The following is a 7,513-nucleotide window of genomic DNA, read 5'->3' as shown; positions in this document are numbered from 1 at the left end:
CCGAGCCGCGCGACGCCGGTCAGCGGCGGGCCGGTTCCGGAACGGGCCGTTCTCGTCGCGGTGGGCGACGATCGCGGGGGCGAGGGACTCGGAGATGCCCGAGACCCGGCGCAGCAGCGGCGCGGGACGCGGAGTTCACGTCCACCCCGACGGCGTTCACACAGTCCTCGACGACCGCGTCGAGCGACCGCGACAGCGACGACTCGGGCAGGTCGTGCTGGTACTGGCCGACCCCGATCGACTTCGGGTCGATCTTGACCAGCTCGGCGAGCGGGTCCTGCAGGCGCCGCGCGATGGAGACCGCGCCGCGCAGCGAGACGTCCATGTCGGGCAGCTCGGCCGAGGCGTAGGCCGACGCCGAGTACACCGACGCGCCGGCCTCGGACACCATCACCTTGGTCAGCTTCAGGCCCGGGTTGGCCGCGATCAGCTCACCGGCCAGCGCGTCGGTCTCGCGCGAGGCGGTGCCGTTGCCGATCGCGATCAGCTCGACCGCGTGCTTCGTGCACAGCGCCGCCAGGGTCTTCAGCGACCCGGCGCGGTCCTTGCGGGGCTCGTGCGGGTAGATCACCGCGGTGTCGACGACCTTGCCGGTGGCGTCGACGACGGCGACCTTGACCCCGGTGCGCAGGCCCGGGTCGAGGCCCAGGGTCGCGCGGGTGCCCGCGGGGGCGGCGAGCAGGAGGTCGCGCAGGTTCGCCGCGAACACCCCGATCGCGCCCTCCTCGGCGGCGGTGCGCAGCCGGACCCGGATGTCAATGCCGAGCGCGGTGAGCAGCCGGGTCCGCCACGCCCACCGGACGACGCCGAGCAGCCAGGCGTCGCCGGGACGGCCACGGTCGGCGATGCCGTACTCGGCGGCGATCAGCGCCTCGTAGGGGTTCGGCTCGTCGTCGGCGACGCCGGCATCGAGGGTGACGTCGAGCGCCTCCTCGGACTCGCCGCGGAAGGCCGCGAGGATCCGGTGCGACGGCAGCGTCGTGAACTTCTCGGCGAAGGCGAAGTAGTCCGAGAACTTCGCCGCGGCCGGGTCGTTCCCCTTGCCCTCGCGGACCGTGGTGACCAGCCTGCCGTGGCTCCACATCCGCTCGCGCAGGCCACCGACGAGGTCGGCGTTCTCCCCGATCCGCTCGACCAGGATCGACCGGGCGCCCTCCAGCGCGGCGCCGGCGTCGGCGACCTCGTCGGTCACGTAGCCCGAGGCGGTCTCGTGCGGGTCGAGCGTCGGGTCGGCGAGCAGCGCGTCGGCCAGCGGCTCCAGACCCTGCTCGCGGGCGATCATCGCCTTGGTGCGGCGCTTGGGCTTGTAGGGCAGGTAGATGTCCTCGAGCCGGGCCTTGGACTCGGCGGCGAGGATGGTGGCCTCGAGGGCCTCGTCGAGCTTGCCCTGCGAGCGGATGGAGTCGAGGACGACGGTGCGCCGCTCCTCCAGCTCCCGCAGGTAGCGCAGCCGCTCCTCCAGGGTGCGGAGCTGGGCGTCGTCGAGTCCGCCGGTCGCCTCCTTGCGGTACCGCGCGACGAACGGGACCGTCGAGCCCTCGTCCAGCAGGGCCACCGCGGCCCCGACCTGGTCCGGCCGGGCGCCGAGTTCGTCGGCGATGCGTTGGTTGATCGAGCGGTGCTGCTGGATGTCCGGGGGTGCCGTGCCTGTCACCGCCCCATCGTCGCGAACGGTGTCGCGGGCGCCACCGCCGGGTGGGGGTCGGGCCCGCGCCCGTCCGGACGGGTGCCTCCGGGACCGCGGACAAGTGTCCGACATCCGATGGAGAACCCGGTGGGTGAGCGCCCGCTCACCCGTGCCAGACTTCCGTCGTGACCCGCTGTGGATCATGGCCCGCCCGCGGGCCCGGGTCCCGTCACCTCGTCCCCGACCGCTCCCCCAGGTCCCGGAGGTTCCCGTGAGATCGCTCGGTCCAGTGCTGTCCGTGCTCGTCGCAGTGGTCGTCGCAGTGGCCATCGGCGTGGTCGCAGCCGGGGCGGGTGCGGGGGTCGCGTCCGCGTCCACCTGTGACGACGCCTGCCGGGTCGACGGGGCCCGCGCCTACGTGGCCGCGCTCGTCGACCACGACCCCTCCGCGGTGCCGTTCCACCCGGCCGCGACCCGGGTCGAGGCGGGGCTGCCGACCGGGTTCTCCGGCGACCAGCTGCGCGCCGACCTGCGGTACGGCCCGCAGTACCGGATCATCCGCGGCGTCTCAGAGCGTGTTTGGAAATTCTAGTGGGTTGAGGGTGTCGTGTGTTTCTGCTGGCGGGTGGCGGGGTATCCACGGGCGATGCGGCGGGTGATGGTGTTGATCGCGGCCCAGCGGATCATGGCTTCGGATGTGGTGGGGTGGCGTTCGTAGTCTCGGGCCAGGCGTCGGTGTGCGGTGAGCCAGGCCAGGGTCCGTTCGACCACCCACCTTCGTGGGAGGACGGTGAATCCGCGCTGCTCGGGTGGCTTGCGGATGATCTCGATCGTTGTCTGCAGGATCGTGGCGGCCCAGTCGAGCAGTCGCCCGGCGAAGCCGGCGTCGGCGTAGACGAACCGCACCCTGGTGCGCAGGTAGAGGTTGAGCAGGATCGGCTTGGCGCCGTCGCGGTCCTGTACCGAGGCCGAGCACACCATCGTGGTCAGCAGCAGACCGAGGGTGTCGGTCACGATGAACCGTTTCCGTCCGCCTGTCTTCTTCCCGGCGTCGTAGCCGCGGGAGTCCTGGCCGACGGTGTCGGCGCCCTTGACCGACTGGGAATCGATGATCCCCGCACTCGGCTCCGGATCACGGCCCTCGGCGATACGTAACTGCCCCCGCACGACCGGGAGGATCTTCTCGGTGACCTTCTGCTGTTCCCACTGGTTGAAGTACCAGTAGACGGTCTGCCAGGGCGGGAAGTCCACCGGCAACGCCCGCCAGGCACACCCGGTCCGCACGACATACAAGATCGCGTCCAGCACGTCCCGACGAGCATGAGCAACAGGCCGCCCCCGCCGCGCGAGCGGCGGTAACAACGGCTCGATCACCACCCACTGGGCATCACTGGTGTCCGAGGGGTACCGGCGCGGTCGTTCCTGCATGCCGACCACGATGGAGCACCCCAGCCGTGTCGACCATCCCGACACACCCACCATTTCCAAACACGCTCTCAGAGGAGACCTACCGCGTGCGCGAGGACGGCGTCGTGGTCGCGGACTTCACCCTGTCCGTCGGGGTGGGCCCGGTCGGCCTCACGACCGCGCGGGTGCACGAGACCTTCCGCTACGAGAGCGGCCTGATCCGCGAGATCGTCGCCGACATCCGGATCGGGGGCTGAGCGGCATGCGGGTGACCAGCCGCCGGGGTTTCCTGACCGGTGCCGCGCTCGGCGCCGCCGCGCTCGGCGCCGCCGGGACCGCGAACGCCGCGCCCGCCCTGCTGCGCCGGGACGTGACCGCGATGTCCGCTCCGGCCGTCGTCGTCGGGAGCGGGCTCGGCGGGTCGATCGCCGCGGCCCGGCTCGCCGAGGCGGGCGTGCGCACCCTGGTCCTCGAACGCGGCCGCCGCTGGACCACCCCGGCCGCCGACACGTTCCCGCCGTTCCTGCGCCCGGACCGTCGCTCGTCGTGGCTGACGCCCGCGCCGGTGTTCCCCGGCCAGCCACCGACGCTGTACAAGCCCTACACCGGACTGTTCGAGAAGGTGTCCGGGCGTGGGATGAGCGTGCTCTGCGGGGCCGGGGTGGGCGGATCGACCCTGGTCTACGCCGGAGTCTGGATCCGGCCGGACGCGGCGGTGTTCTCCGCGGCGATCCCCGGCATCGACCACGACGAGCTCGCCGCGGTCCACTACCCGCGCGCGGCCGCCCGGGTCAGGGTCTCGCCGATCCCCGACGACGTCCTGGCCCACCCCGCGCACGTCGGCACCCGGCTGTTCCTGGAGCAGGCCCGCCGCGCGGGGCTGACGGCCCAGCTGCTGCCCAACGCCACCGACTGGGACGTCGTGCGCGCCGAGTTCGCCGGGCGCGCGACCCCGTCGATGTCGGTCGGCGAGTACTTCTCCGGGGTCAACTCCGGGGCGCGGCTGTCGTCGGACAAGAACTACCTGCGCGACGCCGAGGCCTCCGGTCTGGTCACCGTCGCCCCGCTGCACCGGGTCACCGACCTGCACGCGCTCGGCGGCGGCCGCTACCGGCTCGACGTCGAGCGGATCGACACCGACGGCGTCGTGCAGGAGCGGATCGCGCTCACCACCGGCGCGGTGTTCCTCGCCGCCGGGTCGACCGGCACCTCCCGGCTGCTCGTACGGGCCCGCGAGACCGGGACGCTGCCCGACCTCACCGCCGACGCCGGCCGGTTCTGGGGCAACAACGGCGACCGCATCCAGCTGCGCGTCGGTGTCCCCGAGCCCGCGGGCGGACCGCAGGCCGGACCGATGGCGGCCGGCATCCGCCCGCCCACCGACGACCGCGCCGAGGCCGTCACGCTCACCTACGGTCCCGCACCGCTGCCGTTCGACATCCGGGCGATGTCGCTGCCCGGGTTCGGGGCCTGCGACCCGGTGGGCGAGTTCCGCTTCGACACCGCCACCGGCGAGGCCGTCCTGCACTGGCCCACCGACGGCGACGCCGACGCCCAGCGCACCGTCCGCGACCTCACCCAGCGGTTGATCGCGCCCGACGCCCCGCTCGGCGTCGGGCTGGGCCGGACCGTGTCCGGCCTGGCCGCGCAGTTGCCGTCGGGCCTGTCCGGGCTGGTCGCCCGCGCCGCGGACGCCCCGACCGGGGTGCTCGACCTGGGCACCCTGGACCCGGTGACGTGGCACCCGCTGGGCGGCGCGGTCCTGGGCCGGGTGACCGACGACCGCGGGCGTGTCACCGGGCACCCGGGGCTGCACGTCGTCGACGGGGCGCTGGTGCCGGGGTCGACCGGCAGCACCAACCCGTCCTGGACGATCGCCGCGATCGTGGAGCGGGCGATGGACGGGATCCTGCGCGACGGCCTCTGACCGCCGCGCCCGTGGCGACCCGCCGCCGTCCGTGGCACTCCGCGCACGGGGCGCCACGCGAGATCAGCGGGTGCCGCGGTCCCCGGTCACCAGGTCACCGGTCACCAGGTCACCGGCAGCGACCGCACCCCGCCGGTGACCTGCTCGGCCCGCACCTCCAGATCCTCCGGGGCGACGGCGAGGCGCAGCCCGGGCAGCCGCCGGAACAGCCGCGCGAACACCGTCGCGAGCTCGGTGCGCGCCAGGCTCGCGCCGATGCAGAAGTGGCCGCCGTAGCCGAAGGACACGTGCGGGTTGGGCCGACGGGTCGGGTCGAAGGCGTCGGCGTCGGCGAAGACCTCGGCGTCCCGGTTGGCCGAGGCGGTCGCGATCATGACGGCGTCGCCGCGGCGGATCGTGACGTCGCCGACCTCGATGTCGGTGTGGGCGTAGCGCAGCAGGGCGAGCCCACCCGGCGAGGACAGCCGCAGGACCTCCTCGACGGTGCCGTGCAGCCGCCCGTCGATGTCGGCGACGAAGGCGTCGCGGCGGGCGGGGTCGGTCAGGAGCAGGAGGACTCCGAGGTCGATCCGCCCGACGGTCGTCTCGTGCCCGGCGAACAGCAGCGCGGCGGCGAGCCGGGTCATCTCCTCCTCGCCGAAGTCCGGGTCCTGCTCGCGGGCGCGGACGAGGTCGGTGACGACGTCCTCCCCCGGCTGCGCACGCTTGGCATCCGCCAGGCGGCCCAGGTAGGCGCGGAACTCCCCCATCGCGACGTCGGCGTCGCCACCGGAGCGGATCGTGGCGACCCGCTCGGACAGCCCGTGGAAGTAGCCGCGGTCGGCGAACGGCACCCCGAGCAGCTCGCAGATGACCAGCACCGGCAGCGGGAACGCGAGGTGGGCGTGCAGGTCGGCGACGCCGTCGGCCGCGCCCTCCTTCGCCGCGACGAGGTCGTCGAGACACCCGTCGACGAGCTCGCCGACGTGGTCGCCGAGCAGCCGCATCCGCTTGGCGGAGAACGCGGGCACCAGCAACCTGCGCATCCGCTCGTGCTCGGCCTTCTCCCGCTCGAAGGCACCGCTGGGCCCGCCCAGGATCGCGGCCTCCGACACCCGAGCGGCGTTCTCCGGCTCGGGGTGCGAGCGCCCGAGCCGCGGGTCGGCGAACAGGGCACGGGCCTCGGCGTGCCGGGTGACCAGCCAGGCCGGGTCACCGACCGGGGTGCGCACCGGGACGACCGGGCCCTCGCGGCGCAGCACGGCGTAGAGCGGGGCGACGTCGATGATGTTCGGACGGTCGAACGGCAGCTGCGGGGCCTCGGTGGTCGTCACGGTGACACTCCCTCGTGCGCACGGTCTGCGAGGACGTAATGGTAGCCGACTATCGTTTCATGGTGCAAGACGATCTCCGGCCGACGCGCGGCCACCGGCCCGGCCGACGATGCTGGGGAGATGGCGACAGTCGGACGCACGACCCGTGGGGCGCCGGCCGTCCCGGCGCCCCCGGCGCTCCTGACCCTGGCACTCCTGACCACGGCGCTCCTGACCACGGTGCTCCTGGCGGTGGGCTGTGCGGCCCCGCCTGCCGACACACCGGCGGCGCCGGGGCGGGCGGGCACCCCGGTGCGTTTCGCCGAGCCGCTGCCGCCGCCGGCCGAGCCGGGCGTCGCGCCCCCGGTGACCGGCACCCCGCCCGGGCGGATCGTCGCGGTCGGGGCGGCCCCGGAGGGCATCGTCGCCGACGGGCCGACGCGGCGCGTCGCGGTCGGGGTGCGCCGGCCCGACCGGCTCATGCTGCTCGACGCCGACACCGCCGCCGTCGCCGGGCGGGTGCCGCTGCCGGGCGTGCTGCGTCACCTGCAGCTCGCCGGGCCGGGCGGGCCGGTGCTGGTCCCGAGCGAGAGCGCGAACGGCCTGCTGCGCGTCTCGCTCCCGGACGGCCGGGTGTCCTCCGAGGTCATGACCGGCCCGATGGCCCACGACGCGACCGGGACCGCGGCCGGGACCGTGTTCGTCGCCAACGAGGCGGGCGGCAGCGTGTCCGTGGTCCGCGGGGACCGGGTGGTGCGACAGCTGACCGACGTCACCCAGCCCGCCGGGCTCGCCCCGGCCGGGGACCGGGTGGGACTCGTCGACGTCCGCGAGAACACCCTCACCGTCTACGACGCCGCGACCGGCGACGGGATCCGCGAGCTCCCGGCCGGGGACGGCCCGACCCACCTGGTCGCCGACCGGCACGGCCGCCTGATCGCGACCGACACCCGGGGCGGGCACCTGATCGTCGTCGACCCGGCGGGCACCCCGGCCGAGGTCGGACGGGTGGACCTGCCCGGGGAGCCCTACGGCATCGCCTACGACCCGGTCCGCGACCGCGTGTGGGTCACCGCCACCGGGGCGAACCTGCTCGTCGGCTACGACATGACCGAGCCGACGCCGCGGGAGGTCGCCCGGATCCCCACCGTGCGCCAGCCGAACACGGTCGCCGTCGACCCGGACACCGGGCGGCTGTTCGTCACCGGCACCGCCGACGGCGTCGTCCAGGTCGTCGACGGGCCCGCCTCGTAGCCCGAC

Annotated in this window: 5 protein-coding genes and 2 pseudogenes; 4 read left to right on the top strand and 3 right to left on the bottom strand. The window is 74.3% G+C overall.

The window, feature by feature from the left end; all coding sequences use genetic code 11:
- Window positions 1–1,630: pseudogene (locus tag KPL57_RS05935) on the bottom strand (Tex-like N-terminal domain-containing protein); the annotation flags it as partial.
- A 295-nt stretch (window positions 1,631–1,925) separates the two neighbouring features.
- On the opposite strand from KPL57_RS05935, the gene KPL57_RS05930 reads away from it, so the two are divergent.
- Window positions 1,926–2,219 (top strand): hypothetical protein, encoded by a 294-nt coding sequence (locus tag KPL57_RS05930; RefSeq protein WP_226350828.1) that lies wholly within the window; start codon window positions 1,926–1,928, stop codon window positions 2,217–2,219.
- Here KPL57_RS05930 and KPL57_RS05925 read toward each other — a convergent pair.
- Window positions 2,182–3,109, bottom strand: a pseudogene (locus KPL57_RS05925) (IS5 family transposase). The gene KPL57_RS05930 and the pseudogene KPL57_RS05925 sit on opposite strands and share 38 nt — an antisense overlap.
- 32 nt (window positions 3,110–3,141) lie before the next feature.
- Here KPL57_RS05925 and KPL57_RS05920 point away from each other — a divergent pair.
- Entirely contained in the window at window positions 3,142–3,291 is a 150-nt protein-coding gene (locus KPL57_RS05920) for a hypothetical protein (RefSeq protein ID WP_226350827.1), read from the top strand.
- Window positions 3,292–3,296: 5 nt separating this feature from the next.
- The gene (locus KPL57_RS05915) at window positions 3,297–4,961 is read left to right on the top strand and encodes a GMC oxidoreductase (protein ID WP_226350826.1); all 1,665 of its coding nucleotides are present in this window, start codon (window positions 3,297–3,299) and stop codon (window positions 4,959–4,961) included.
- Between the two features lie 101 nt (window positions 4,962–5,062).
- Here the strand turns inward: KPL57_RS05915 and KPL57_RS05910 are convergent, their stop codons facing one another.
- Window positions 5,063–6,274: a cytochrome P450 gene (locus KPL57_RS05910; protein WP_226350825.1), complete on the bottom strand. Its 1,212-nt coding sequence runs from the start codon at window positions 6,272–6,274 to the stop codon at window positions 5,063–5,065.
- Window positions 6,275–6,394: 120 nt separating this feature from the next.
- On the opposite strand from KPL57_RS05910, the gene KPL57_RS05905 reads away from it, so the two are divergent.
- Complete coding sequence (locus tag KPL57_RS05905; RefSeq protein WP_226350824.1) at window positions 6,395–7,507, top strand: YncE family protein; 1,113 nt, start codon at window positions 6,395–6,397, stop codon at window positions 7,505–7,507.
- Window positions 7,508–7,513: the final 6 nt, after the last annotated feature.

The sequence above is a fragment of the Pseudonocardia sp. ICBG601 genome, from assembly GCF_020496245.1.
This window is presented reverse-complemented; position numbering and strand designations above follow the sequence as displayed.